Below are 23,061 nucleotides of genomic sequence, written 5' to 3'. Positions count from 1 at the left end.
AAGTGATGGACTGGAACCAAACGCTGACGATTATAGCAAGCATGGCGGGAATTTTGACAGGCTATGCTTTTCTTTTAAACAAACGCATTAAGGATATAAGAAAAGAACTGACGGAGATCCGCATGCTTTTATACAAAGTTTTGGAGGTTCCTTAGAAAGGGGAGAAATAAAACTTTTTTCTTCACACGTGCATCACGTTAGCAAACTTTAAATGGATTATCCTTTTAACTTACAGGAGGACTGGAAAATGAGGAGGATTTTACTCCTTTGTCTGGTGGTATTGATATCTTTTAGCACCCAAAAATCTTATAGTGCAAGTATGTCTGATTATTGCTACATACCTCCTACCGTAGGAACATCTGTGCCTCCTATTGTAATGCTCGTCATGGGTAGGGACCACAAGATTTATTATGAAGCCTATAACGACGCTTCAGACCTTGACGGAGATGGAAGGCTGGACGTAGGATACAAACATTCTATAGACTATTATGGATACTTTGATCCATATAAGTGTTATAGGTACGAAGGTATCGGAGCCAATGCAAAATTCGTTCCAACAAGGAGAACAAACAACAAATACTGCGGTGGAACTAACGAATGGAGCGGAAACTTCTTGAACTGGCTAACCATGGCACGCATTGACGTGATAAGAAAAGTTCTTTATGGTGGATTTAGGTCCACTGATAGTGTAAGTGAAACAGTTCTTGAAGCTACTTACATTCCTCAGGATGCCCACAGTTGGGGAAAAGAATATGCAGGGGCAGATACTAGACAGCTAACACCTTTCGACCCACCCCTCTCTGGTAAAAGACACCTCTTCTGTATTACCAGCACCTCAATGGGGGATACGAGAAAGATAAGGGTAGCTTTAAACGACTCAAATAGAATATGGAATTGGGCATCCTCGGAGAAAGCGGTTTGCAGTGGGCCAGGTACATCAGGAGGGTTTAGGCAAGGACCTGTAGGGACAAGAAATGACATACAGGATTATTACATCAGAGTCAAAGTCTGCGACCCGTCCGTTGGGCTTGAAGAGAATTGTAAAAGATATCCAGCTGGGACATATAAACCGATTGGGCTTCTTCAAAAATACGGTGAATACGAAGGTGGTGGTAAATGGTGCAGTAAGTCCCTTAAACCTTGTAATACAGATAGCGACTGTAATACAAGCACAGATGGTCTTTGCGTTGATAGAGCAAAAATGTATTTTGGTTTATTAACAGGTTCTTACACTAAGAACCTAAGCGGTGGAGTTCTGAGAAAAAATATCTGGACTATTCAGGATGAATTAAATCCAAATACTGGAATATTTCAGACCTTAGAAAACGTGCTAGGGAACATAATTCTAACCTTAAATAGAATGACCGTAGTAGGTTTTAGATATTCTGATTACTCTTATCAAGATCCATCTGGAGGATCCTGTGGATGGATTACAAACGCTCCATTATCAGAAGGGCAATGCAGGATGTGGGGCAATCCTATTGCAGAGATGATGTATGAAGCTGTAAGATACCTTGCAGGTAAGAGCTCTCCAACATCTGATTTTACCTATTCTGGAACTCAAGACAGCGGGCTGAACTTGCCTAAACCTGATTGGGGGATAAGAAGTGGTTCAACACACTATAAGCCTTATGACCTATTTCCAATATGTTCAAAACCGTTTGTGATAGTTTTTAGTGATCCCTATCCAAGCTATGATTCAGACAAGCTTCCTGGGTCAGCTTTTGGTGGTTTAAGTGGAGACTTGATTGGATTAAATGTTTCAACTCTTGCAAACACCATCAGCACTTCCGAAGGAATAACTGGTAACTACTTTATTGGGCAAAGTGGTTCTTTTTATGATTTCATATGTTCTTCCAAGTCTGTATCCAGCCTTTCTACCATAAGAGGGCTTTGTCCAGAAGAGCCCACAAAACAGGGAAGTTATTACTCTGCCAGCATAGCCTATTACGCAAACACGATGTTTAGAGATAACTTTACTGGACGACGCCCACCAAACTTAAAAACTTACTCTGTGGTTTTATCGTCTCCGATACCAGATATAGCAATTAAGGTAGGTGATAGAGAAGTAAGGATAGCTCCACTTGCGAAAAGCGTAAGCGGGTGCATCGATGTATTCAATAATTGCTTTCGAAAATGCACTGTTAGCAGGGATGGGCGCGGAAACTTAACTATCAGCGGATGCAGCTCAAATGCGTTTTGTCCTACAAATCAAATAGTTGATTTTTATGTAGAACAGGTTGATTACGATTCAAGCGGAAATTTAACCTACGCCAAGTTTAGGATAAACTTTGAAGACGTAGAACAAGGTGCAGACCACGATATGGATGCAGTGGTCTTGTATGAAATCAGACCGATCGGAACTAATCAAATTGAGGTTAAATTAACCTCGGAGTATGCTGCTGGATGTATTGATCAAGTTTTGGGTTTCTTCATAAGTGGGACGACGGAGGATGGACAATGGCTTGTTGTAAAAGACAAAGACGTTCCTAACAGTTCTGATGGCGATACACCGTCTGTCGTTGCCAACATGCCTTTAACTTGGAGTAGAACCTTTACAGTTTCTGGGACTACTGCTAGACAGCTCAAAGACCCACTCTGGTACGCCGCAAAGTGGGGCGGGTTTGATGACGTAAATGGAAATAATGTTCCAGATTTACAAAGTGAATGGGACAAAGACGGAAACAGTGTGCCTGATACTTATTTCTTTGTGGCTAACCCAACCAAAATAGAGGAATCTTTAACAAAAGTTTTCTCAGATATCCTAAGCAGGGCATCTTCAGGTGCCACCGTTGCCACACTTACATCCAGAGCATCAGTATCTTCTGTTATAGTCCAACCTTACTTCTATCCAAAATACACAACCACCGACGGAAAGGAAATATCCTGGATAGGCTTTTTGCGCTCTTTTTGGGTGGATACAAAGCAAAACCTAAGGGAGGATACAATTACAAACAAGATACTCAACTTAGTGGGTGCTGCCTTTGATAAGATCTTCATGTTTTTCTTTGACGCTTCCAGCAACGAAACAAAAGTCGCCATACTAAACCAACCAGATATCTCCACATCTTGCAGTAGGGAATTAGTTAAATCTTTTAACGAGGTAATCCCGGTTTTTGATGGGGGATGCGCCCTTGCTAATACCTCAGCGGGAGATAGAAGAATATACTACAATAAAAACGGTACATTGCAAGATTTTACCACTTCAGAAGTTAGCACCTTACTTCCCATATTCCAAACGGCGGATAGTAGTATAACCAATTCTCAGGCTGAATGCATAATAAGGTATATTAGGGGTGAAAACTTGCGTGGAGACCCAACCTGCGGAAGCTTTGCAAACGTCCAAAGGATAAGAGAGTTTGATAATACAACATTCTTAAGGGTATGTCCTACCTATGGGGGTTCTGGAATTAGAACTTGGAAGCTTGGGGATATTGTTAATTCCACGCCTTCGGTTACGGGGGCAGAGCCAAACAACGTCTACCATCTTAGGTATGGAGATAGCACTTATCTCGATTACATCCGTACCACAAACTATAGAAATAGGACATCCTTTATGTTTGTGGGAGCAAACGATGGTATGTTGCATGCTTTTAGGATCGGCTTTATAAAGGAAACTGGGGATCCAAACAATCCAATCAGACTTGTAAACTCTTATAACGACGCCAGCAATAACCAAGTGGGTAAAGAAGAATGGGCTTTCATACCCAAAAATGCACTCCCCTATCTTGTTTGGTATGGTAGATCAGACTACTGCAGGGTTCCAACTGTGGATTACAGAACCTTTGTTTTTGATGCCTCCATCGGTGGACCTGCCAACTCACCCAAAAATCCAAACAGCTGGAGGACAGTGCTTATAGGGACAATGGGATTTGGTGGAAAAGCTCTTGGTAGTTATTCCTCCTCTGTATTCGCATTGGACCTGACAGATTGGTTAAATGGTACCCAGCCTAAACCAACCCTTCTTTGGGAAGTTTCTTTGCCAGATCAAACATTAACTATCTCGTTCCCGGCTGTAATTCGTTTGGGGGATAGGGACAAAAACGGTGAGTGGTATGTGGTAATAGGCACAGGTCCAAGGGACCCAGCTGGAGAAAGCTTCACAAATCTTCCCAAGCTTTATTTCATAGACTTAAGAACCGGCGGAATAGTTAAAACTATAGATATTCCAATTCCCGGCGACGTGAACGCTGCGGTGGGAGATATATCGGTTGTAGATGTGGATAGCGATTATCAAGACGATGTTATATACTTTGGCGTATATGGAAAAACTAATGCGGGTAATACCTGGGGTAACTTCTACAGGCTAAGTCTTAGGTCTGGAAGCAACTATAAAATGGTAGGCAGTCTTGCAAGTAGTGATGTGTGCAATGTTGTGGATCTTGGGACATTTGAAACAAACCAGCACACTCCACCGGTCTTTGGTGCTCCAAACTTTACAAAAGATGAAAATGGCAGGCTTTGGGTATTCTTTGGAACCGGCAGGTATCTAAGTCAGGGTGATAGGACAATTCCTTACAAAAACTACTTTATAGGTTTTAAGGATGATAACTGGGATGGGACAGCTTGCACTACCTACAGAAAAAATAATTTAGAGAATGTCACCAACTCAACAACTGCAGTAACTGTATCCGAAGTAAAACAGCTGTGTTTCTGTGATTCAACGGGTTGCGGTATGAAGAACGTTGTCTACAATACATACTACAGCGGAGGATTTACCGAGCCAACAAGGGGCTGGTATCACGAGCTAACAGGTGAAGGCATTTACTCTCAACCTTTAGTGCTTGGTGGCATAGTGGACGCTCTTACCTTTGTTCCATCGGCGGATATCTGCCAAGCGGAGGGCTCCTCTAATCTTATAGCCGTTTATTACAAAAATGGTAAGCCCTATCCGAGACCGTCAGTGCTTTCACCGGCTGCTATTTCCGGTCCTATAATAGTAGGACAGAACGTTCAGATACTTTCTAAGATAGAAGCTGGTAGAGGTATGCCTCCATTGGGGAATCCTTTCCAAGCTATGCAATCAGCCTCTAGCAGTAAAGGTGTGGAAAAGTTCTTCCAAATAGGCAGTGGATTGATTCTTAGGATAAGCCAGCAAAGGGCATCTGAAACAGAGGGGAGATTTATCCTATGGATAGAAAAGTAAAAGGTTATACCATATTTGAGCTTTTGGTTGTGGTTGTAATAATCTCCATTTTGGCTGGTGCATTTTTAATGGGGCTAAGAAACATGGTTCTCAGAGAAAGGCTATACTCCGCAATGACTCAAGTGGCTAACGATATAAAGGAAGTTCAGTTCAGGTCCATATCCTCCAATGCAACCTGGGGAATAAGATTATGCAGAGGCAGTGAGCAATATAAGATATTCACAGTCCAAAGCGGTTGCCAGGATGCAACTCCTAACTGTACAAATGATAGTTCCACACAAAGGTTAGTTTCCCTTCCCTCAGGTGTAGTGCCGGATAACGATTTCTGCGTAGTTTTTGATCGAAGGGGTTATCCACTGAATTGTGGGTGCGGTTTGGGAATGGGAAGTGTCACACTAAAAAACGCTTACGGCAGTAGGATTGTTATATTAAACAGGTTGGGGAGGGTCAGGTATGAATAGAAAGGGCTTTACACTTATAGAATTTCTTGTTGCTATGCTGATACTGTTCATACTTATGACTGGATTCTTGCGTGGCATACTTCTTTATAAAGAATTGCAAATTAGAAACCAGTTAAAGGACAGGGCAAGCGAGATATTAAACCACTTAAGCAATTACATCAGGTCTGCCCAATTCAATCCTAGTGCTTTGTGTGATTCGAATAACCCCAGCCCATTCCTGTGTGCTGTAGGTTATAGCTATCCCAACAACTGGGATAGTTCTAACTGTCTCCTGAACGCCAGTTGCACCTTTGAAAATGCAGACACAGACGGAGACCAGATAGCTGACTTTTATGACCCATACAGTGGAGCCAATCGGGATTACATTTCAAACCCCATGAATGTGGCAGCTTGGCTGAGGGTAGTTCCTTGCAATTGCGGTCCGAATTCTTGTGGGTGTTGCTACAGAGATACGGGAACCCCTATTCCTGGAATGAATTGTGGAGAAAGATACAAGGGAAGGTTTATCTACACTGCCACAAATTTGGCAAGCATACGTAGAAGTGATACAAACGCAGAGATAGGCAGGGCGGTTGGTATTGTAGTTTGGTACTTTGATCCTCAAAGAAATTACAAATATATATCCAGCACAGTGATTAGGAGCATGCCATGAAATTTAGAAGAGGTATGACACTGATTGAACTTCTGGTAGTCATAGCCATAACCTTAATACTGGCTGGGGGAATATTCTATGCGTATAGAACAATTGTTCAGCAGGCCATTACTCAATCCTTAGTGGCTAAGAATGAGCAGGACGTGGAAACTTTGCTCTATCAAATAAGGAAAGACATAGCTACCACCGGCTTTGGAGTGCCTTCAAACATGCTTAGATTTTGGCCCAACCCTGCTTGCGGTAATCTTGCAGGTTTTGCAAGTTCAAACTCAACTATAGGCAGGGTGAGTTGTGGTAACTCCGATGAATTCTATTTCGTTAGTTTAGCAACAAGAGAGTTTACATTTTCGGGATGTTGGTGGATAGTGGATAATGTGGGAAATATAAATAGACAAAGTAGGAGATGGACCTTTGAGGAATGTCCAAGTATACCCAACACAAACTCCTCTTTATGCCTTGACCTTGTTACCAAGTCTCTATTGACAGCATGTGATCCGTCCAGGCCTAACACTATAATATTTGAAACCGACGGCTACAGTCTGGATAGGTTTGCAGTAAGATACTATCTTAGAGGTACAAATTTGCCCAAAGAATGCGCCCCTAATACTTTTAATCTCATGAAGGAAATAAGTGGGGATATTCCACAACCTGTAGCAAGTTGTATTGCGGTTTTTAGGGTTAGGTACTACGATGGTGTGCAGTACAGTGAGAATCCTCCTGCGGACTTCAGAAACTTGGTAGCCATCAGGCTTTGTATGTTAATACAGGTTGGAGGAAGGACGGGTGCTTTAATAGATCCACCAAACACCTTTGAAAGATGTGGAAGCATAGCAACCCAACCAGCTTGGAGGGAATACAGATGGAGACTTATAGAAGAAGACATACCACTTTACAACCTACAGTAAAAGGTGTAGCCTTAATATCCGTTTTAGTAACGGGTATACTGGTGGCGTTAGCCATTGCAGGGCTTTACTACATACTGATGAGAACCATGGGCACAGCGGAAAGAGTAAAGACATACACATCTGTAAGGGATGCTGCAGTAAGCGGAGTAAACCATGCAGTTTCTCAGATAAGGAGCGGTATCTTTGATACCTTACTTAGTGGTGAGTGTCCGGCTGGTGCTCAGTTGCAAGGAAATAACTGCTGTAGGTTTTCTCTTTATTATAGACTTCAAGGTATAACAGAGACTTTTGGGAATGAAGTAACGTTGTGTTTGGTTGGTTATGTTCCACCACCCGGGGAACAAATAACAGGGGTGGCTTATACTAAACTGCCTCCCAGGGGTTATATATACTCAATAGTTTCTGTGGCGAGCGGTCCTCAGGGATCTACTGCAAGGATTGAGGCTGTTTATGCAAGGTGATTTCATAGAGCACTGTATATGGAAAGTTATCGTAAACAAGCCTAAAACCTTCTCTGTCCTTACGAATTGTGTAAAGGGTTATTAGCGAAGATTTCTTTAATCTTTCAGGGATGAAAAACCCATAAGTCTCTCCACCTTTTTTAACTAAGTATATTGTTCCTTTGGCGTTGTTAAAGGCACTGACCTTTTCAATACCAGCCTTTTGGTCAATTATTATTATTTCCTTTGCCTGATACTCTGTGGGGGAACCATTGAAGTTCTGAATATACAAGCCCTCATCATTTTTTATATATTCCTTACAGTTTGGAGGATTACACCTTGGAAGTTTTAGTATTGAAAAACTTTTACCAATACCTAAGTAAGAAATGGCACCTGATTTACTTATCATGTCTTCTGTAATGAGTAAATAAATTCTTGGATGGGGTGCTTTCTTGCAGTATTCTACAATCCCCTCAAGAGCTTTAAAGAGTCCCTTTTCCTTTACTTGCTGGAAGGCTTTAAGATTGAAAACAGGGTCAGAGACGCAGGAGAATATTCTATAAGCCTTCTTTTCTTCGTTCATAAACCCATAAGCTATGAGGGGGGTTTTTGTAGAAAACTGGGAGCCCCCATCGTGAAAAACTACACGCTTTGAATAGTAGGCAATGGCATAACCGTAATCCCACCAGGTTAGTATTTTGGATCCTTCCGGTGTGAGCTCTTTGAGCTTTTTTAGATCCTTAACAACTTCCTTACTTATAAAATGACCCGGAAACCTATCCAGCAGAGAAAGCCAGTTTATAGCTATAAAAAGCATAAGCAGGGGAAAGGCATAACTCACGAAGAGCTTCAAACTCTTCTTTTCCATATAGCTCTTTAATTTTGATATTAGATACACACCATAAACAAAACTCGCCCCTATTATGGGGCTAACATAAAGGTAAAGTCTGTTGTTACCATGCAGTATGGCAAAAAGAAAAAGCACGAACAAGGGAAGAAGTAAGAGGTTAGTCTTTATATATCTCAGCAAGAACAGCGGAAAAGAGAACAAGGCTATGTAAAAGGGTATCTCAGAAGAAAAATAAAGGGTGGAAGTTCTAAGGAAGGTCACCTTAGACTGTTCGCCGATAGTTCTGAGCACTTCGGGAACAGTCTGCGATTCCACTACAGGTAGATTAAAACCAAAGTAAAGAAATAACCTGTAGAGAATGTCCAGTCCTAAAAAATAACCAGTCATGTAAGATATGCCTACCCAGAGTACTAAAAAGCCAAATATAGAGAAAAGGAAAAGCCTTCCACTTTTCCACACCAAAAGCCAAAAGCCAAGAAAGGAAAGAACAAAGAACTCCGTATGAGCATACCACCAGTAAAACAGAAAACTAAACAGAAGGGCGAGTGAGCAGTATAGATAGGCACGCCTTTTTTCCATGTTTTTGTAAGAGAGAAGAAGAAAGAGAGCTATGGAAAAGATAAAGAATAGGTTCATGCTGTCCGTGTCTATATCCAAAACAAAAACCCTCATAAGATAGGCGCTAGAAAGGGCGGTTATGATGGCAGTTCCAAAACCCAACAAAAGATTGCCCGCAAAATACCAAAAGAGTACCAAAGGAATAACAAACAAGCTTCCCAGTATGGGAGAAAACCAAAAACCAACCCACTCTAAGGGGAGACCGGTAAGCTTGATCAGGGAGCCATAAATAAAACTTATAAGGGGTATGTATTTATACTTAATCCCATCCTCTGGGAAGTTTCTCAAATCATCCATCTCTTCCCACCCCCCCTCAGCCCACTCCTTGGCAAGCCTTCCAAAGAAGTATCCATCCGGGTTTTGAATAAACGGCTTTCCATCCAAAAAGAAAAGGTCTTGATTTTTAAAGTATTGCCTTATCTCAAGGATATGGGGAAGGAGAGCAAAAAGAAAAGAGAAAGCCAGGGCAAGGGCCAAAGCCCAGTTTATTCTATGTAACATCTAAAGGGCCTTATATCCACCTTGCACACTACCTTTTGTCCGTCTGGAGAAAAATAGGCTACTATCTCTCCTGCAGTCAATTCACCAGTGCTGTTGCAAACCGGAGCTGTGGAAGCCTGCAAATGAACCAAACCCCCGGGAGTGGTGTAGTTTGCTACACAGTTGGGAAAGCTGGAGTTTCCAATCACAGAATAGGTTTCTGTCCCAGAAGATGGATTATTTGTCGCACAGTAAGAGGCAATGTCCATCATACAAGCCCTTGCCTTAAGAGGCTCTACTAAAGTAAAGCCCCCCTACTGGGGGCAATAAAAGGAGAACATGGCTAAAGATGGATTATTGAGCTTCTACAGTGCACCTTATAGATTGGTCAGTAGTAAAGCACCTTGCCCTGTAGTCGTTTACACCAGAGAGGGTTCCTATTATACTTAAACCACTCAAAACTCCATCGTTACCGCAGCTAGCGTTACCACCGGTACTAAGTGTCACTGTCCCACCAGCTGTGGTTACAGTTTGGTTTCTGCAGTTAGCACCAAAGGAGCCAGTACCAACTATATAGCCGCCGCTACTACCGGGATTTTCCATACAATACGCCGCAAGGTCCATCAAGCAACCCCTTGCTATGGGTTCTGCGTAGGAGCTAACCTTAGCCTTTCTTTGATAGCTCAGATACTGGGGTATTGCCAAGGATGCTAAAATGGCTATGATGGCTATGACTACCAGCAGCTCAATGAGGGTGAAACCCTTTTGCTGTCTCATGACTATACCTCCCTTAAAGTTTTCCCTATCGGACCGGTCCTCAAGGGTTAGATTTAATTTTATTCTATTATGGGGAGGGAAGTCAATACCTTTCACAAATACTTCACAGAGCTTTGAAAGTAGAACGGGAGCACCAAGCAAAGGCTTAGAATAAACAACCCCAAAAGCCTCAGGATGGTTTGGTCAAACTGCAAAAGCTTAAAAGCTACGAGGGGCAGGCTAAAGAGCACTATAAAGTAAGCGCGATCCCTTTCTACCTTCAGACCAAAAAGCCTACCTACAGGCGTAGTGTTTTGAGCCAAGACAAAACCAGAGTAATAAACCCCTATAGCCATAAGACTTATTAGGCTTTTAAAAATTTCCACCAGCTTACTGGATCTAAGGATTGAACTTAAAAAATAGTTAAAATCTTGGGAAAGAAGGGAAAGCTTTAAGAGAAAGTAAAGCAGGGCGTTATCCATCCAGAGTATTCCTAAGAGGAGTAGAGGGACAGCCCTAAAGCTCTCTTTTGTATAAACAATCTCCAATTGACATAGTCCTTCTAGAGCAGATCTTACCCTGGATAGCTGGTTTTCATCTACGAATATCTCTAAACTTTTTGCTCCCCCTTCCTCTAACTGCTTGTATACATCTTCAAGACCTACACCAATACCAGATAATCTGAATATTAGCTCGTCTATGTCCTTTATGTCAAAAAGCCTAAGTCTAATCCTCATTGTCTAACCAGTAGTGGAGTTATGAATATGAGCAGTTCGCTGTTTTGCTTGCTTAGCCTTTCCTGCCCAAAGAGGTATTTCAGGAGGGGAACCCTTACCAAGCCTGGCACGCCCTCGTTAGTAAGGTTGCTCTGGTCATCTATTATCCCGCCTATGACTACCGTTTGTCCATCTTCTACGATTATCTTAGTCTTTATATCCTTTGTGTTTATCGCGGGTCCTTGGGAGGTTTGAACTCCCAGGGTATCCCTCTTTAACTCTATCTCCATCATTATCCTGTCATCTGGGGAAACTATAGGGGTCACATCAAGCTGTAAAACCACATCCTTAAACTGGATATTGGGAACGGCAGTTCCACCACCACCTATCGCTGCAGTCTGATAGGGTACCTGGACACCTTGCTTTATGGTAGCCTTCTGACCGTTTATGGTAAGGACTGTAGGTTTGGCAATGTTCTTTATGGCTGCAACCTTCTCTAAGGCGGAGATCCTAAAGTTAAGGGCGTTCAGAATACCCTTTTGATAGGTAAACAAGGCTATTCCACCAGGCGTGGGAGAAAGCCCTGGATCTGGAAGCCAAGAAGGAGGCGGACCCAAGCCAACACCTGACCCAACCCCACCAGACCAAGCTTGAGGGACACGAGCATTAGAAAAAAGGGCATTCCAGTTTATTCCCAATTCTCTGAGTGCTTCTTCTCTGACCTCAACTATCCTTGCTTCTATCCTTACCCTCACGGGCTCCTCGCTTATGTAATCCTTAAACCTGTCCATGATGGTTTCCAGAACATCAGGATAGTCTGTTATCATAACTGCGTTAAACTCTTTAAGAATTGGCGTAGGAGTGGGTTGTGTTTGGACCTGTTGCTGCTGAGCTGTTTGAGCCTGTGCTGGCTCTTCTACTTTAAATCCACCACCGCTCAGTATAACGCCAGCTTCTGACCTTAAAGGTTCTATCATCTTTATAAATTCACTTGGAGATATGTACTTTAGATAGAGTATTTTAGTTACGGGTCTTCTCTCCCTTGGCTGATCTGTTAAGAAATTCTTTAAGATCTGTGCGTAAAGCTCTATCTGGGACGGCGAGTCTGTTATCACCAAAGCATTAAAAGTTGGCACCTTGCTTATAACGGTTTCTTTTCTTATCTTTGGAGTAATCAGCCTTTGTGCTTCATCTACGCTTATGTTTTTTAGATAAAAGACCCTTGTTACCCTTTCTTCAGTGGGGGCTATCCTCTCTGCCACCTTTTGAAAATCCCTTAGAGCAGGTTCCAGTTTTTTTATCCTTGCTTCCTCATCCCTTATGTATATAGTCCCGAGTGTCCTGTCTATGACTATCTCCGCAGAGGGGCTAACCCTAGCCTTTAAAAAATCCACTATCTTTCTTACCTGATCCTCCCCTAAAACACCTATGCTAAGGCTAATCTCCCCAGCCTTTGTAATTCTGTAGACCTTAGTATCCACTGGCACGGCGATTAAACCATACTCTTTGAGAATTAGGTTAAGGGCTTCTCCCACGGGCATAGGCTTGTAAATGGTTATACTTACAGGCTTTTGTAAATCTGCTGATATAGCCGGGTCAAACAAAACGTTAAGTTCAGCGATTTGAGATAGGGTTTTAACTACAGTTTCAAGCCTCGTGTTTTCAAACTTCATTTCTCTAAGGGTGAGAGAGTATCCGAGGGATATTAGTATGCATAGAATTAGAAAAAGAATTCTTTTCATCTTCATACCTCCCTTCCTGAAATATTATATTAATACAATCGTCCAAAAGATGCAAATAAACAACACCGAATCAAACCTGTCCGTTAAACCACCGTGTTCTCCAAGCAATTGGGAAAAGTCTTTTATACCCACTTGCCTTTTTATGAAACTCTTAAAAAGGTCTCCAAGCAGAGCCACTAAAACAAAGGGAATAGTAAAAAGGACAGGTTTGTTGATGATTAAGAAAAAAAGCAGTCCTGCCAAAGCGCCTCCCACCAGACCTTCCCAGGTTTTTTTAGGAGAAAGCCTTGGAGCCAAGGGCCTTTTTCCAAAAAGCTTGCCCGCATAGTAGGAGGCTGTATCCACTGTGTATGCAAAGAAAACCAGCTTTAGAAACTCCCAGTGGTTGTGGGATTTTACCAAAAGTAAAAAGGAAGGCAACAGCCCAGCGTAGGTCAGTATAAGCACGCTTTTTAGCAAACTATCTAAGGACCATCTAAGGTAAGCTATCAGAAAACCAAAGGCTAAAACCGCAAATATACCAAGCTCAAGCCTATAAGAACTAAGCAGAAGGACTAAGGGAACAAAGTACGAAACTTTTTTGGCATCAAGTGCGTTGCTTAGCTCCCTTCCAATACCAAAAGACAAAAGTAAGAGAAAAAGTAAAAAAAGTAAGTCTGGAAAAAATGCGGAAAGTAGGGTTAAAGCTCCTATAAGTATTCCTACGGATTCCCTTCCCTTATAAAACTGCACCAAACCTCCTCTTTCTGCAAGAAAAGTCTTCCAAAGCTTTTAGTAGCTCTTCCTTCGTAAAATCTGGCCAATAGACGGGGGAAAAGTAGAACTCTGTGTAAGCTATGTGCCAGAGTAGAAAGTTGGATATCCTCTCCTCTCCTGCAGTTCTTATGAGAAGGTCTGGGTCTGGTATGCCCGCAAGGTCTAAAAATTTGGAAAACTCTTCTTCTGTTACACTCTTTATCCCAGAGCTCAAAATTTTATTCACAGCCCTTATTATTTCGTCCCTTCCTCCGTAATCTACCGCTAAGATCACCGTAAGGGAACTGCAGTCTTTTGTTTGCTCTTCCGCCTCTTCCATGATCTTTAAAGTGGTCTTTGGAACTCTGTCCTTTCTTCCAATAAACCTTAGTTTTATGTTTTTTTCTTTCAACTCAGTTATCTTTTTACTCAGATAGCCTTCAAAAAGTTCAAACAGGGCTTTGACTTCTTCTGCGGGCCTTTTCCAATTTTCCGTTGAAAAGGTGTAAAGGGTTAAGAATTTTATTCCCAAATCCTGGCACGCATACACTATCTCTTCTGCCCTTTTTACTCCCTCACAATGCCCCGCTATCCTTGGCAGTTCTCTCTCCTGTGCCCACCTCCCGTTTCCATCCATAATTATGGCTAAATGTTTTGGTATTTTTTGCATTCTTTATATTATACTCTCTGCAAGAAAAACTATCTAAAAGTGATTAAATCACTGAAAAACTTCAAACAGGGTAAAGAGAAGAGCCTTTACGAGAGGCTTGGGGGATACAATGCCATATCTTTGGAAGGGGCGAGGTAAGGATAGTAAAACCTTTCTGATCTGGAAAGATTAAATTTAAAAACTCATGCTGGTGCGTGTAAAGCTGTACCGAAATCATGAAAGTTTATTCAAAGAGTTTGATGTTTCCCTTGAGCCAAATCAAACAGTATTAGACATCCTATATACCCTTAAAGAGAACTACGATCCTACGCTTTCTTTTAGAAGCATGTGCAGGGCTGGGATATGTGGAACTTGTGGCGTAAAGGTCAACGCAAAACCAGTGCTTGCATGCAAAACCAAAGTAAGAGAGTTAGAAGATCCAATAACTATTGAACCCCTTGACAACCTACCCATCATAAAAGACTTAGTGGTGGATCATTCAGCATTGATAGAACGCCTCAAAAAGCTAAGGATTTGGTATGAGCCTCTTGGTAATAATCTTCAGATATTCAAAACAAACTCTATGGTGGAAAAAAGCTTTGAGTGTATAGCCTGTGGTTTGTGCGATGCAAGTTGTCCAGTCTTTCTAACCAACCAAGGCTTTGGTGGTCCTATGAGTTTTTTAAGAATTTACAAACTAACGCAAGACCCAAGAAATTCAAAGAAAGAAGAGAGTCTTTTGCGAATAAAAAACGCGTATATTCAACTTTGCACTCATTGCAAAAACTGTTCTATGGTGTGCCCACTGGGACTGATGCCAGAAAGTATTATAAGATTTGAAGAAGCTGAACTAATAAAAAAAGGCCTTATTTCCCAAAGTCTTACCAACAGCTTTGACTTCTTTTAGACGAAGTAATACACAAAGGCAGTTAGCACCACGTTTAGGATCGCAAGGGGAAGCATGATCTTCCAACCTATCTCTGTTATGTCCTTTGCCTGAAACCTTGGAAGGGTCCAATGAAGCCAAAGGACAAAGAACACAAGACCGAACATCTTTATCAAAAACCAAAGGTAGGGAGAAAGGGGGCCAAAGATGTTAGGTCCGGACCATCCACCCAAAAAGAGCACAACCGCAATGGCAGAAAGTGCCATTACGTTCAAATACCACTCTGCCAAAGGAAATACACCAAAACGCATACCGCCATATTCTACATGATAACCCGTTACTAATTCTGCCTCTGCTTCCTGAATGTCAAAGGGCACCCTTCCAGACTCCGCCAGCATACAGAAAAGGTAAAGAATAAACGCCACAGGCTGATAAACTATAAACCAAACGCCTCTCTCTATCTGAGCTTGCACAATACCTGTGGTACTCATAGTTCCAGCCAAAAGGATCACCCCAAGCACAGAAAAGCCTAACACCACCTCATAACCTATAATTACCGCAGCCTTTCTCAAGGATCCTATAAAGGCATACTTTGAGTTAGAAGCCCATCCAGAGAATATGGTACCATAAACCAACAAAGATCCAAAGGCAAAGACCAGAAGGATCGCAATATTTACGTCCGCAACGATGGGCTTTATTTCTACACCAAATAAACTAAAGCTTGGACCAAAGGGAATAACTGAAAAGAGCATGATGGCTGGTGCCAGAGCTAAAACAACCGCCAAATAATACACTACCTTGTCTGCCCTGTCGGGTATTACGGACTCTTTGGTGAGCAACTTCAGACCGTCCGCCAAGGGTTGTAGTAATCCAAAGGGACCCACCAGCTTGGGACCAAGCCTTCCCTGTATGTGTCCAGCCAGCTTTCTTTCAAACCATGTCAGATAAGCACCTATTCCCAGAAAAATTCCCAAAATCAAAAGGACCTTTACTAAGGCAATGAACAGGCTAAGCCCCAACTCAGCCATACTTTATCCTCCCATTACCTGTCCGTTTCTCCTACCACAGGATCTAGGCTCCCCAGCAAAGCTATAGCGTCTGCGATTGTCCTTCCCTCTATAAGCTTTGGAAAGATGGAAAGGTTATAAAGGGCTCCAGACCTTATCCTCAGGCGGTAAGGCTTGGAGCCTCCAGTGGAGTATATGTAAAAGCCAAGCTCTCCCCTTGGATTTTCTCCGCTGGCATATACCTCTCCAGGTGGAGCGCTCTCCCCGTGGACCACTATTCTGAAGTTCTTTACCATATCCTCTAAGTCTTTAAAGACTTCCTCCTTTGGTGCCATGACCGCAGGATGCTCTTTGTTTATGTAAGGCGCACTCTTTGGAAGCTTTTCAAGCTTGCTAACGCACTGCTCTATTATTCTCAAGCTTTGGACCATCTCCTCCATCCTCACTAAGTATCTGTCATACACGTCTCCCACTTCTCCCACAGGCACATCAAAATCCACCTCCTCATAAGCAGCGTAGGGCTCAAGCTTTCTTATATCGTAAGGCACGCCAGAACCTCTTGCCACTGGTCCAGTAAGTCCGTAGTTAAAAACGTCTTCCCTTGTGATGACCCCAACGTCCTTTGTCCTTCTTAACCAAATCCTGTTTCTTGTTAGTAGTTGATGATACTCTTTTAGTCTTTCTGGAAAGTCCTTTATGAAAGCTTTCACTACATCTAAGGTGCCCTCTGCCAGGTCGTAGTGCACGCCACCTATTCTCAAAAAGGCTGTTGTTAGCCTATAGCCAGCGTTCCCTTCTATTATGTCCATTATTTTCTCTCTTTCTCTAAAGGCATACAGAAAGACTGTTAAAGCTCCAAGGTCCAGGGCACCTGTACCAAGCCAAAGAAGGTGGGAGTTTATCCTCTGAAGCTCTGCAAACATGGTTCTTATGTATCTTGCCTTTTCTGGGACCTCCACGCCCAAGAGCTTTTCTACCGCATTCACGTAGGCAAGCTCGTTGCATATGGCGGATATGTAGTCCATACGATCCGTGTATGGAAGAAACTGAAAGTAGTATAGGTTCTCTGCGATCTTTTCCATCCCCCTGTGAAGCTGGCCCAAGATCACGTCACACTGGACTACGTTTTCTCCATCCAGGTCAAACAAAAACCATATGGTGCCGTGGGTTCCCGGATGTAAAGGTCCCCAGTTTAGCACGAGTTGGGCTTTTTTCTTTAGCCTTGCCTTTTCTGTCCTTTCAAGATCCTCTAAGGTGGCTACTTTTGTGTGCAAAAGCTCATAATCATGACTGGGTGGGTCTGTCCTTCCGTGCATCACCTCAGTTAGAGAGGGTAGTTCCACCTCAGGAAAACCTTGTATAGGAAAGTCCTTTCTTAGCGGAAAGTATTCGTATCCCTCCCACATGAACATCCTTCTTAGGTTTTCGTGTCCTTCAAACTCCACTCCGAACATGTCGTAAGCTTCCCTCTCAGCCCACCGGGCACAAGCCCACAGCTTTTCCACAGAGGGAAGCTTTCCGTCCTTTGCCCAGGTTTTTACTATAACCCTTTCGTTTTCATCTGGATTGTAGAGAATATAAACCCCCTGGAAGCGCTCTTTTTTATCTGGAAAGTCTATACAGGAAAAGTCTATGAAGTGTCTGTATCCTTCTTTGTTCTTCAGAAAGGTTAAAAGGTCTATAAGCTTTTCCTTTTTGACGTGAAGGTTTGTGGTGTGCTTTGTGTATTCTATCTCTACTTCTTTAAACTCAGACTTTACCCTCTCTGCAGAAACTTTGTTCATCCAAGGCATATTAAACTTCCACCTCTCTTGGAATAAGTCCCTGTCTTTGTATATCCTTGTTAAACTCTTCAAAGGCTTTATCGTATTTTCTGACACCCATCTGTTTTATCTTTTTCTGAAGCTGGAGTATGCCGTAGATAAGTCCCTGAGGATGGGGAGGACAACCTGGTATATAAACATCCACTGGAATTATCCTATCTACGCCTTGAAGGGTGGAATAGGTAGGGAATGGACCACCAGCGGAGGCGCATCCACCCATGGATATGCACCATTTGGGGTCTGGCATCTGCTCCCAAATAAGCTTTAGCATAGGTGCCACTTTATTTACCACTGTTCCCGCCACGATGAGTAGGTCCGCCTGCCTTGGAGAAGCTCTGAATATAACACCCAATCTGTCCAAGTCAAATCGAGAAGCTGCAGTATGCATCATCTCTATAGCACAGCAGGCAAGCCCTATGGTTACGGGCCATAAAGCGTTTCTTCTAGCCCAGCTCAAAAGCTCATCCACCGTGGTTAAAACAAAACCGTTTGAGTTTAAAGCTGCCATTCTAAAACCTCCTCGGGCTTAAAAATTATACTCTATTTAAAAGATCACAAGGTGATTAGGGTCAATCTTTACCCTAACCTTTGTGCCCACAGGATAGAGTTCCCTTGAGGTCTTTACTGAGTGAATGAGCTTGCCTTCTGGTAGGGATATACTGTAGATGATGTCTGCACCTAAAAATTCCACTTCCACTATGACCGCTTCTCCCTGTGGATCTGGCTCAAAATCTACATCGTCTGGCCTTATCATTATTTCCACCTCTTCAGACTTACACTTCCATTGACCGTCAAGAGAAAAGTTGCCAATCTCCGATATTAAAATTCCACCTTCTACTCTTCCCTTATAAAAGTCTGCCATACCTAAAAAGTCTGCCACAAAGCGCGTGGCTGGTCTGTGATAGACCTCAAAGGGGATGCCCACCTGCTCTAAAACTCCTCCGTTTATCACTCCTATCCTGTCCGACAGGGAAAGGGCTTCTTCTTGGTCGTGGGTTACCAAAATGGTTGTGGTTCCCAGTTCCTTGAGTATTTTCTTTGTCTGTTTTCTTAGGTCCCTCCTTAGGTCCGCATCAAGGTTAGAAAAGGGCTCATCCAACAGCATTACCTTAGGTGCCACCGCCAGAGCTCTCGCTAAGGCAACTCTTTGCTGTTCTCCCCCCGATAGTTGATGGGGATAGTGCTTTTCCTTGTGGGCAAGGCCCACCATCTCCAAAAGCTCCCTAACCCTTCTTTTCACCTCTTGCTTTGGAAGGTAAGAGATCCCATAGGCTACGTTTTCAAACACCGTCATGTGAGGAAAAAGGGCGTAGTTTTGAAAGACAAGTCCCACACCCCTCTTTTCTGGTGGCACCCAACTTTCCTTGCTTGCAACCACTTTTCCTTCTATCCTTATAGTTCCCTCGTCCGGCCTTTCCAAGCCCGCTATAAGCCTTAGAATGGTAGATTTACCAGAACCAGAGGGTCCAAGGAGGGAGAAAAACTCCCCTTTGTATATCTTCAGGCTTATCCCCTTAACCGCAGATACACTCCCAAAGGTCTTTCTTACACCCTCCAACTCTAAGTGAACTTCAGAATTATCCCACTTCCACATCTTTACCCCTACCAAACTCTCTCATTACGATCACAAGAGGGATCAGTCCAGTAATTACGATCATCAGGGCGGGAATGGAAGCCATTTCCCAAAGGGACTCGGAGGCTTCCACCCAAACTCTTATTGCCAAAGTGTCAAAGCCCAAGGGCCTTAGCATCATAGTAGCAGGTAGCTCCTTCATACAATCCACAAAGACTATAATCCATCCCACTATTATGCCACCCTTTATGTTTGGAATGGTTATATTCCTGAAGGTAGCCCAAAGGCCTTTTCCCAAAGTTCTTGAAGCCTGCTCCAAAGATGGAGAAAGACTAACTATAGCCGAGTGTTGGGACTGTAAGGAAATGGGCATAAACCTTACCACATAGGCCAATATAAGTAGCATTAAACTACCGTAGAGCCAGTTTAAGTATGTGGTAGAAACAAGAAGGAGACCAACAGCTACCACTGGTCCAGGCAAGCTATAGCCCAGGGAGGAAAGATAATATATAAGCTTGCTTACCAAATTTGGATGCCTTGCGCTAAGGTAGGCAGGAACAAAAACAAGCAAAGTTGCAAAAGAGGCACCCAAAGCAGAAACCAAAAGGCTGTTTAAGGCAAACTTCAAAAGTCTGTTGTCCCAACCTTTGCTTATAATACCCTCCAGAGCCATATCCAGTATAATTCCAACGGGCACGAAAAAGGCTGCGAGCATAAAAATCAAAAGCCCTGCGTTGATTATAATGCTCCCCACAGGACCCAAAGGTTTAGGTTCCAAAGGTCTAAAACTTACCCCCACCTGTTCAAAGGACCTTTTGCCCCTAAAGTGCTTCTCAAGGTTAAAAAGCATAAAGCTAAGGAACAAAAGGACAGAGGCAAGGGCTGCCCCACCCATAGTATCAAACCTTCCCGTTATCTGTCTGTATATGGCTTCGGTAAAAGTGGGATACCTCAAAAGGGCAACCGTTCCAAAGTCTGCCATAACCTCCATCAGAGCCAACAAAAGCCCTGCTACGATGCTCGGGTAGGCAAGTTTAAGGTCTATGCTGATAAACCTTCTGAAGGCAGAGGCTCCCAAAGACTTGGCTACATCGTGGTAGGTTTGACTACTGCTAAGAAAACTCGCCCTCGCCAAAAGATAGACGTAAGGGTAATTTACAAGGCTTAACACCAAAGACACTCCCCAAAAGGAGTATAAAGAGGGCATAGGAAGGTCAAAGAATTTTTCCCAAAGGCTTTGGGCTGGTCCGCCGGGGGCAAAAAAGCTCGCATAGGCATAAGCCATGATGTAACCCGGTATGGCAAAGGGCAATATCAAAAGCACTTCCCAAAGCCTTTTCCCAAAGAACTTGTATCTGCTTACCAGCCATGCGGAAGATACACCAAAAAGGAGACAAAGGATCCCCACAGATAGTGCGAGCTTTAGAGTGTTGGGCAAGATCACGCTGAGCCTGGTTTGGTAAAGTCTTATCCAAAGCTCTGGGTCTGCGCTGAGGGCACTGTAAATAGTAAAAAGGATGGGGATGGCAGGGATGGCCGCCACCCCAAAGGCTAAGGCGTAGATCATCTGTATCCCACTTTGTCAATTAAGTCCACCGCTGGAACCATGTATCTTCCCATCACAGACAGAGACACCTTGCTGAGAGTAAATTTATCCCTCGGGAGCATACCCTGGCGTATGGAAACCTTTGGAGCTACGGGATACTCCCAGTTTTCCTCCACAAAGAGCTTTTGTCCTTCCTCAGAAGCCAAAAACTCTATCAACTTCAGTGCCAAATCCTTCTTCTTGCTCGTTTTTAGGATACCCGCTCCAGAGACGTTGTAGTGGGTGTTGAGTGGCACTACAAAGCTAAGGGTCTTCCTGTCCTGCGGGTTAGCTTCCAAGTGTTTATACACGTAGTAATGATTAACTATACCTACGTCTATCTCGCCCTTTGCCACCGCTTCCACTATCCTTGCATCGGAAGGGTATATTTTATCCCCCACATTGGCAAGAAGGGCCCTAAGAAACTTTTCAGTTTCTTTTTCTCCCCTTTCGGCGATCATCATAGCGATCTGAGACTGAGGATAGACGTTGCTTCCTGTGCGTATGCCCACCCTACCTCTCCACTTGGGATTAGTAAGGTCGTCAAAGGTTTTTATTTCACTTGGTTTTACCTTTTGCGGATTGTAGGCAATCACTCTAAACCTCAAGGAAAGGCCTACCCAAGAGTTATCAGGTGCTCTAAACTCCTTTGGAATGTTTTTCTCCACTACCTCTGACTTTATAGGCTCCAAAAGCCCCGCGATCCTTGCCCTTTCTAAGGTTCCCGCATCCACGGTTATAAACACGTCCGCAGGCGTTCTGTCCCCTTCCGCTATTAGCTTGTTAAAGAGCTCCACCGTGCCCCCAGAGTGAAGCACCACTTTAATACCGGTCTGCTTGGTAAATTCATCCAGCACTGGCTTTATTAGCCTTTCGCCCCGCCCGGAGTAGATCACAAGTTCCTGAGCATAAGAAAGCCCAAACAGCAGCACAGCAATTAACGACAGCAACAACCTCATAGCACACCTCCTATTAAAGATTTTGAGATTAGATTTTAATATTAAAACAGTCTACTGTCAAGAATGGAAAACTGATCCTTATCATGAATGTGGGGCTTTTTTCTTTAGTATAATTATTGAAACTGAATATCAGTTTAAATCTTATGGAGGTAAGCTATGAAGGTTGTAGTATTAGGTGGTTATGATCGGATGGCTTCTAAGGTTAGGGAGCTATCCAAAAAGTATGGGGTGGATATCAAGTTTATAAATCAGGAGACCCAGCAGAACATAGACTCTGCCTTGTGTAAAGCGGATTTGGTTTTGGTTTTTACAAGGCTGGTGGGACACAACATGGTTAGCTTAGCTAAAAAGTATGCTAAAGATAGATGCGTTTTTTGCAACAGGTGTGGATCTTGTGCTTTGGAGGAGGAGTTAAAAAAGTGGCTTTCTTAAGCTTTAGCCCTCCCCACTGGCATTAGATACAGAACATCTTCGTTATTCGGTAAACCAAGGGCTTCTTTTAATTCTTCGTCATAAAATGCGCCTATTGCTACGGTGCCAAGCCCAAGGGCCGTTGCCTGTAGGTATACGTTTTGAGAAGCATGACCTAACTCCGTAAGCACATACCTTATTCCTCTTTCGCCATACTTTCTCATCGTGATGCTGTAATCGGCGGTAAAGATAAGAACAGCTGGTGCTTGAACTATTGAGTCCTGAAAAAGGGCATAGTTGTAGATTACCCTTCTTTTATCACCGTAACTTATGGCTATGATCTCGTGTCTATGAGGGTTATATCTATAGAGCCCTTCCCTCAAACCCTCCACTCTACCAGCAGTTAGGTAAACGGTCAAGGGATAAAGGGCTCCCGCAGAAGGAGCAGTTCTGTATTTGTTGTAAACCTGGTCTGTTATACCTTGGGACGCCCAAAGTAGCTGGGAAACTTCAGCAAGAGTTAGAGGAGTGTCTAAATATTCTCTTATAGACCTTCTTCTGTAAAGGGCTTCCTCTACGGATAAATTACCTATAATTACGGGCTCGGGCAGTTTTATTACATCTGCCACTTCAGAGCGCCCTTTTTCCAGGCATAGACAAAGCCTAA

At 43.1% G+C, this 23,061-nt stretch carries 21 protein-coding genes; 7 read left to right on the top strand and 14 right to left on the bottom strand.

Translation table 11 applies throughout. The features are described 5' to 3' along the window. Window positions 1-247: 247 nt before the first annotated feature. From V7P40_RS07585 to V7P40_RS07565, 5 genes are read left to right on the top strand one after another with little or no spacing between them, the layout of a single operon-like run. Window positions 248-5,146: a PilC/PilY family type IV pilus protein gene (locus V7P40_RS07585; protein WP_333785373.1), complete on the top strand. Its 4,899-nt coding sequence runs from the start codon at window positions 248-250 to the stop codon at window positions 5,144-5,146. Beyond that, a complete protein-coding gene (locus V7P40_RS07580; RefSeq protein ID WP_333785372.1) occupies window positions 5,131-5,607 on the top strand; it encodes a prepilin-type N-terminal cleavage/methylation domain-containing protein in 477 nt (158 codons plus the stop codon). Before V7P40_RS07585 ends, V7P40_RS07580 begins: the two co-directional genes overlap by 16 nt. Then, on the top strand, window positions 5,600-6,259 hold the full coding sequence (locus V7P40_RS07575; RefSeq protein ID WP_333785371.1) for a type II secretion system protein: 660 nt from the start codon (window positions 5,600-5,602) through the stop codon (window positions 6,257-6,259). Before V7P40_RS07580 ends, V7P40_RS07575 begins: the two co-directional genes overlap by 8 nt. Further along, window positions 6,256-7,164 carry a type II secretion system protein gene (locus V7P40_RS07570; RefSeq protein WP_333785370.1) on the top strand — a complete coding sequence of 303 codons (909 nt, stop codon included), beginning with the start codon at window positions 6,256-6,258 and terminating at the stop codon, window positions 7,162-7,164. The genes V7P40_RS07575 and V7P40_RS07570 overlap by 4 nt, the downstream gene beginning before the upstream one ends. Then, entirely contained in the window at window positions 7,119-7,625 is a 507-nt protein-coding gene (locus V7P40_RS07565) for a hypothetical protein (protein WP_333785369.1), read from the top strand. Before V7P40_RS07570 ends, V7P40_RS07565 begins: the two co-directional genes overlap by 46 nt. On the opposite strand, the gene V7P40_RS07560 is transcribed toward V7P40_RS07565, so the two are convergent. The 7 genes from V7P40_RS07560 to V7P40_RS07530 all read right to left on the bottom strand — a co-directional run bounded on the left by V7P40_RS07560 (window position 7,591) and on the right by V7P40_RS07530 (window position 14,171). Then, the gene (locus tag V7P40_RS07560; RefSeq protein ID WP_333785368.1) at window positions 7,591-9,573 is read right to left on the bottom strand and encodes an STT3 domain-containing protein; all 1,983 of its coding nucleotides are present in this window, start codon (window positions 9,571-9,573) and stop codon (window positions 7,591-7,593) included. The two genes, V7P40_RS07565 and V7P40_RS07560, sit on opposite strands and share 35 nt — an antisense overlap. Beyond that, window positions 9,558-9,824 carry a hypothetical protein gene (locus V7P40_RS07555; RefSeq protein WP_333785367.1) on the bottom strand — a complete coding sequence of 89 codons (267 nt, stop codon included), beginning with the start codon at window positions 9,822-9,824 and terminating at the stop codon, window positions 9,558-9,560. The genes V7P40_RS07560 and V7P40_RS07555 overlap by 16 nt, the downstream gene beginning before the upstream one ends. Window positions 9,825-9,906: 82 nt before the next feature. Further along, complete coding sequence (locus V7P40_RS07550; RefSeq protein ID WP_333785366.1) at window positions 9,907-10,329, bottom strand: prepilin-type N-terminal cleavage/methylation domain-containing protein; 423 nt, start codon at window positions 10,327-10,329, stop codon at window positions 9,907-9,909. Window positions 10,330-10,421: 92 nt separating this feature from the next. Then, entirely contained in the window at window positions 10,422-11,045 is a 624-nt protein-coding gene (locus V7P40_RS07545; RefSeq protein WP_333785365.1) for a hypothetical protein, read from the bottom strand. Further along, complete coding sequence (locus tag V7P40_RS07540; RefSeq protein WP_333785364.1) at window positions 11,042-12,766, bottom strand: secretin N-terminal domain-containing protein; 1,725 nt, start codon at window positions 12,764-12,766, stop codon at window positions 11,042-11,044. The genes V7P40_RS07545 and V7P40_RS07540 overlap by 4 nt, the downstream gene beginning before the upstream one ends. 24 nt (window positions 12,767-12,790) lie before the next feature. Then, window positions 12,791-13,498: a phosphatidate cytidylyltransferase gene (locus tag V7P40_RS07535; RefSeq protein ID WP_333785363.1), complete on the bottom strand. Its 708-nt coding sequence runs from the start codon at window positions 13,496-13,498 to the stop codon at window positions 12,791-12,793. Continuing rightward, entirely contained in the window at window positions 13,485-14,171 is a 687-nt protein-coding gene (locus V7P40_RS07530) for an isoprenyl transferase (RefSeq protein ID WP_333785362.1), read from the bottom strand. The genes V7P40_RS07535 and V7P40_RS07530 overlap by 14 nt, the downstream gene beginning before the upstream one ends. Before the next feature lie 184 nt (window positions 14,172-14,355). Here V7P40_RS07530 and V7P40_RS07525 point away from each other — a divergent pair, with 184 nt between their 5' ends. Then, window positions 14,356-15,057 carry a succinate dehydrogenase/fumarate reductase iron-sulfur subunit gene (locus V7P40_RS07525; protein ID WP_333785361.1) on the top strand — a complete coding sequence of 234 codons (702 nt, stop codon included), beginning with the start codon at window positions 14,356-14,358 and terminating at the stop codon, window positions 15,055-15,057. Here the strand turns inward: V7P40_RS07525 and nuoH are convergent. The 6 genes from nuoH to V7P40_RS07495 are packed head-to-tail and all read right to left on the bottom strand — an operon-like array spanning window position 15,054 to window position 21,983. Then, window positions 15,054-16,064, bottom strand: a complete 1,011-nt coding sequence (gene nuoH / locus V7P40_RS07520; protein ID WP_333785360.1) for an NADH-quinone oxidoreductase subunit NuoH — start codon at window positions 16,062-16,064, stop codon at window positions 15,054-15,056. The genes V7P40_RS07525 and nuoH overlap by 4 nt on opposite strands. 14 nt (window positions 16,065-16,078) lie before the next feature. Beyond that, on the bottom strand, window positions 16,079-17,836 hold the full coding sequence (gene nuoD / locus V7P40_RS07515; RefSeq protein WP_333785374.1) for an NADH dehydrogenase (quinone) subunit D: 1,758 nt from the start codon (window positions 17,834-17,836) through the stop codon (window positions 16,079-16,081). A gap of 1 nt (window position 17,837) precedes the next feature. Beyond that, on the bottom strand, window positions 17,838-18,374 hold the full coding sequence (locus V7P40_RS07510) for an NADH-quinone oxidoreductase subunit B family protein (RefSeq protein WP_333785359.1): 537 nt from the start codon (window positions 18,372-18,374) through the stop codon (window positions 17,838-17,840). A 36-nt stretch (window positions 18,375-18,410) separates the two neighbouring features. After that, window positions 18,411-19,460, bottom strand: a complete 1,050-nt coding sequence (locus V7P40_RS07505) for an ABC transporter ATP-binding protein (protein WP_333785358.1) — start codon at window positions 19,458-19,460, stop codon at window positions 18,411-18,413. Then, window positions 19,444-21,006, bottom strand: coding sequence for an iron ABC transporter permease (locus V7P40_RS07500; RefSeq protein ID WP_333785357.1), 1,563 nt, complete (start codon window positions 21,004-21,006; stop codon window positions 19,444-19,446). The genes V7P40_RS07505 and V7P40_RS07500 overlap by 17 nt, the downstream gene beginning before the upstream one ends. After that, window positions 21,003-21,983: an extracellular solute-binding protein gene (locus V7P40_RS07495; RefSeq protein WP_333785356.1), complete on the bottom strand. Its 981-nt coding sequence runs from the start codon at window positions 21,981-21,983 to the stop codon at window positions 21,003-21,005. Before V7P40_RS07495 ends, V7P40_RS07500 begins: the two co-directional genes overlap by 4 nt. A gap of 156 nt (window positions 21,984-22,139) precedes the next feature. Between V7P40_RS07495 and V7P40_RS07490 the strand changes: the two genes are divergently transcribed. After that, on the top strand, window positions 22,140-22,415 hold the full coding sequence (locus V7P40_RS07490; RefSeq protein WP_333785355.1) for a DUF2325 domain-containing protein: 276 nt from the start codon (window positions 22,140-22,142) through the stop codon (window positions 22,413-22,415). Here V7P40_RS07490 and V7P40_RS07485 read toward each other — a convergent pair. After that, window positions 22,412-23,023, bottom strand: a complete 612-nt coding sequence (locus V7P40_RS07485; RefSeq protein WP_345786310.1) for a SagB/ThcOx family dehydrogenase — start codon at window positions 23,021-23,023, stop codon at window positions 22,412-22,414. The two genes, V7P40_RS07490 and V7P40_RS07485, sit on opposite strands and share 4 nt — an antisense overlap. Between the last annotated feature and the right edge of the window lie 38 nt (window positions 23,024-23,061).

Origin of the sequence: Thermocrinis sp. (genome assembly GCF_036781485.1) — a bacterium.
Lineage (GTDB): Bacteria > Aquificota > Aquificia > Aquificales > Aquificaceae > Thermocrinis.
This window is presented reverse-complemented; position numbering and strand designations above follow the sequence as displayed.

What these genes read in the sequence shown, in the direction of transcription:
- V7P40_RS07510 (WP_333785359.1), bottom strand. Translation starts at nt 18,374, where the DNA reads ATGGCAGCTTTAAACTCAAACGGTTTTGTTTTAACCACGGTGGATGAG.
- V7P40_RS07575 (WP_333785371.1), top strand. Translation starts at nt 5,600, where the DNA reads ATGAATAGAAAGGGCTTTACACTTATAGAATTTCTTGTTGCTATGCTG.
- V7P40_RS07530 (WP_333785362.1), bottom strand. Translation starts at nt 14,171, where the DNA reads ATGCAAAAAATACCAAAACATTTAGCCATAATTATGGATGGAAACGGG.
- nuoD (WP_333785374.1), bottom strand. Translation starts at nt 17,836, where the DNA reads ATGCCTTGGATGAACAAAGTTTCTGCAGAGAGGGTAAAGTCTGAGTTT.
- V7P40_RS07500 (WP_333785357.1), bottom strand. Translation starts at nt 21,006, where the DNA reads ATGATCTACGCCTTAGCCTTTGGGGTGGCGGCCATCCCTGCCATCCCC.
- V7P40_RS07585 (WP_333785373.1), top strand. Translation starts at nt 248, where the DNA reads ATGAGGAGGATTTTACTCCTTTGTCTGGTGGTATTGATATCTTTTAGC.
- V7P40_RS07490 (WP_333785355.1), top strand. Translation starts at nt 22,140, where the DNA reads ATGAAGGTTGTAGTATTAGGTGGTTATGATCGGATGGCTTCTAAGGTT.
- V7P40_RS07550 (WP_333785366.1), bottom strand. Translation starts at nt 10,329, where the DNA reads ATGAGACAGCAAAAGGGTTTCACCCTCATTGAGCTGCTGGTAGTCATA.
- V7P40_RS07545 (WP_333785365.1), bottom strand. Translation starts at nt 11,045, where the DNA reads ATGAGGATTAGACTTAGGCTTTTTGACATAAAGGACATAGACGAGCTA.
- V7P40_RS07570 (WP_333785370.1), top strand. Translation starts at nt 6,256, where the DNA reads ATGAAATTTAGAAGAGGTATGACACTGATTGAACTTCTGGTAGTCATA.
- V7P40_RS07560 (WP_333785368.1), bottom strand. Translation starts at nt 9,573, where the DNA reads ATGTTACATAGAATAAACTGGGCTTTGGCCCTTGCCCTGGCTTTCTCT.
- V7P40_RS07555 (WP_333785367.1), bottom strand. Translation starts at nt 9,824, where the DNA reads ATGATGGACATTGCCTCTTACTGTGCGACAAATAATCCATCTTCTGGG.
- V7P40_RS07525 (WP_333785361.1), top strand. Translation starts at nt 14,356, where the DNA reads ATGCTGGTGCGTGTAAAGCTGTACCGAAATCATGAAAGTTTATTCAAA.
- V7P40_RS07580 (WP_333785372.1), top strand. Translation starts at nt 5,131, where the DNA reads ATGGATAGAAAAGTAAAAGGTTATACCATATTTGAGCTTTTGGTTGTG.
- V7P40_RS07540 (WP_333785364.1), bottom strand. Translation starts at nt 12,766, where the DNA reads ATGAAAAGAATTCTTTTTCTAATTCTATGCATACTAATATCCCTCGGA.
- V7P40_RS07495 (WP_333785356.1), bottom strand. Translation starts at nt 21,983, where the DNA reads ATGAGGTTGTTGCTGTCGTTAATTGCTGTGCTGCTGTTTGGGCTTTCT.
- nuoH (WP_333785360.1), bottom strand. Translation starts at nt 16,064, where the DNA reads ATGGCTGAGTTGGGGCTTAGCCTGTTCATTGCCTTAGTAAAGGTCCTT.
- V7P40_RS07505 (WP_333785358.1), bottom strand. Translation starts at nt 19,460, where the DNA reads ATGTGGAAGTGGGATAATTCTGAAGTTCACTTAGAGTTGGAGGGTGTA.
- V7P40_RS07565 (WP_333785369.1), top strand. Translation starts at nt 7,119, where the DNA reads ATGGAGACTTATAGAAGAAGACATACCACTTTACAACCTACAGTAAAA.